Source organism: Streptomyces sp. NPDC060031, from assembly GCF_042736805.1.
GTDB lineage: Bacteria > Actinomycetota > Actinomycetes > Streptomycetales > Streptomycetaceae > Streptomyces.
This window is the reverse complement of the sequence record NZ_JBHWVM010000194.1, coordinates 1-2,934: the sequence shown is the minus strand read 5'-3', so window position 1 is coordinate 2,934 and position 2,934 is coordinate 1. Positions and strand designations below refer to the sequence as shown.

At 73.4% G+C, this 2,934-nt stretch carries 1 protein-coding gene; it reads left to right on the top strand.

Annotated features, from left to right (window positions below):
* Positions 1–2,876 (top strand): Rne/Rng family ribonuclease (locus tag ACFWB8_RS36895; protein WP_385237650.1); only part of this gene is annotated, 2,876 nt, incomplete at its 5' end.
* Positions 2,877–2,934 lie beyond the last annotated feature (58 nt).

The window sequence follows — 2,934 nt, the reverse complement described above, 5'->3', positions numbered from 1 at the left end:
CCCCGCAGCCGGCCGGCCGTCGCCGCCGCCGTGGCCGCGGCGCCGCCGAGCCCGCGCCGGTCGCCGAGTCCGCGCCGGTCTCCCTCCCCGAGGTGCTCGCCGAGGAGGAGCCGGAGGCCGAGATCGACGACGAGGCCGCCGACTTCGACGAGGCCGACGAGTCGGGCGAGCGCCCGTCCCGCCGCCGCCGTCGCGGTGGCCGTCGCCGCCGCCGTGGCGAGTCCGCCGAGCTCGACGAGTCCGCCGACGAAGAGGCCGAGGCCGAAGCCGCCGAGCAGGACGAGGAAGAGGACGAGGAGTCCGACGAGGCACTCGGCTCCAGCTCCAGCCGTCGCCGCCGTCGCCGTCGCCGTCGCAGCGGTGACACCGGCGCTGAGGGTGAAGCGGGCGACGAGGACGGCGTACGCACCGTCGTCAAGGTCCGCGAGCCGCGCCCGGCGCGCGAGCGCAGCGAGTCCACCTCCTCCGACGAGGTCCAGTCCATCAAGGGCTCGACCCGTCTGGAGGCGAAGAAGCAGCGCCGCCGCGAGGGCCGCGAGCAGGGCCGCCGCCGCGTCCCGATCATCACCGAGGCCGAGTTCCTGGCCCGCCGTGAGGCCGTCGAGCGCGTGATGGTCGTCCGTCAGGCCGGCGAGCGCACCCAGATCGGCGTCCTCGAGGACAACGTGCTCGTCGAGCACTACGTCAACAAGGAAGAAGCCACCTCGTACGTCGGCAACGTCTACCTGGGCAAGGTCCAGAACGTGCTGCCGTCGATGGAGGCCGCCTTCATCGACATCGGCAAGGGCCGCAACGCGGTCCTGTACGCCGGCGAGGTCAACTTCGAGGCGCTCGGCATGGCCAACGGGCCGCGCCGCATCGAGTCCGCCCTCAAGTCCGGCCAGTCGGTCCTGGTGCAGGTCACCAAGGACCCGATCGGCCACAAGGGCGCTCGCCTGACCAGCCAGGTCTCGCTGCCCGGCCGCTACCTGGTCTACGTGCCCGAGGGCTCGATGACCGGCATCAGCCGCAAGCTGCCCGACACCGAGCGCGCGCGCCTGAAGACCATCCTCAAGAAGATCGTCCCCGAGGACGCGGGCGTCATCGTGCGCACCGCCGCCGAGGGTGCGAGCGAGGACGAGCTGCGCCGCGACGTCGAGCGTCTGCAGGCCCAGTGGGAGGACATCCAGAAGAAGTCGAAGCAGATCTCGACCTCTTCGCCGAGCCTGCTGTACGGCGAGCCGGACATGACCGTCCGCGTCGTGCGCGACATCTTCAACGAGGACTTCTCGAAGGTCATCGTCAGCGGTGACAGCGCCTGGGAGACCATCCACGGTTACGTGAACCACGTGGCCCCGGACCTGGGCGACCGGCTGTCGCGCTGGACCTCCGAGGTCGACGTCTTCGCGACGTACCGGATCGACGAGCAGCTCGCCAAGGCGCTCGACCGCAAGGTGTGGCTGCCCTCGGGCGGCTCGCTTGTGATCGACAAGACCGAGGCGATGATCGTCATCGACGTCAACACCGGCAAGTTCACCGGTCAGGGCGGCAACCTCGAAGAGACGGTCACCAGGAACAACCTGGAGGCGGCCGAGGAGATCGTGCGCCAGCTGCGGCTGCGCGACCTCGGCGGCATCGTCGTCATCGACTTCATCGACATGGTCCTGGAGTCCAACCGCGACCTGGTCCTGCGGCGCATGCTGGAGTGCCTGGGCCGCGACCGTACGAAGCACCAGGTGGCCGAGGTCACCTCGCTGGGCCTGGTCCAGATGACCCGCAAGCGGGTGGGCCAGGGCCTGCTGGAGTCCTTCTCCGAGACCTGCGTCCACTGCAACGGGCGCGGTGTCATCGTGCACATGGAGACCCCGACCGCGATCGGCGGCGGTGGCAACGGCAAGCGCTCCAAGCGCCGCGGTGGCCGCACCCACGAGCTCGAGCACGACCACGAGATCGAGGCCCTCGAGACCGAGGGCGCCGACGTCTTCGAGGTCGAGACCGAGGCCGAGGTGGCCGCCGAGGCCGCCGCTCCGGTGGCTCTGCCCGAGCCGTCCTTCGTCGCGGACGAGGAGCTGTACAGCAGCCCGGCCGAGGCGGAGTCCGCGGCCGGCCTCAGTGGCCGTCGCAACCGCCGTCGTGCCACCCGCAAGGCGACCGCCCCGGCGGGCGCCCCGCGCGGCAGCGCTGCCGTCCCGGCGCAGGCACCGGCCGAGGCCCCCGTGGCCGCGGCAGAGCCGGAGCCCGTGGCCCCGGCCGTCGTCGAGCCCGAGGTCGAGGCCGAGGCTGTCGTGGAGCCGGCCGTGGAGGAGGCCCCCAAGGGCCGCACCCGGCGCCGTGCCACCCGCAAGGCGACCGCCCCGGCGGGCGCCCCGGCCCAGGCGGCCGAGGCCGCCCCGGAGCCCGTGGTCGAGCCCGAGCCGGTCGTGGAGGCCGAGCCCGAGCCGGTCGCCGCGGTCGAGCCCGAGCCGGTCGTCGTGCAGGCCCCGGCCGAGCCCGTCGCTGACGCGGCCCCGGCCCGTCCGCGCCGCCGTGCCACCCGTAAGGCCACCGCTCCCGCCGGTTCCCCGGCAGGCGCGGCCGAGGCGGCCGTCGTGGTCGTCGAGGCGGCCCCGGCCGCGGCTGCGGAGCCCGAGGTCCCGGCCGAGCCCGAGGCCGAGGCCGAGGCGCCGGTGAAGAAGGCCCGCAAGGCTCCGGCCAAGAAGGCGACGACCACGGCGAAGAAGGCCCCGGCCAAGAAGGCGGCGGCCACCAAGACGGCCGCCACCAAGACGGCCGCTGCGAAGAAGACGGTGGCGAAGAAGGCCACCGCCAAGAAGACCGTGGCGAAGCGGGCGACGAAGAAGACCGCGGCGGCGGAGCAGCAGGCGCTCCCGTCCGTCTCGGCTCCGACCGAAGCCTGATCCGCTTCATCGGTCGTGGGCGCCCCCCCGGGGGGGGGGCCCCCCCCCCCCGGGGCCC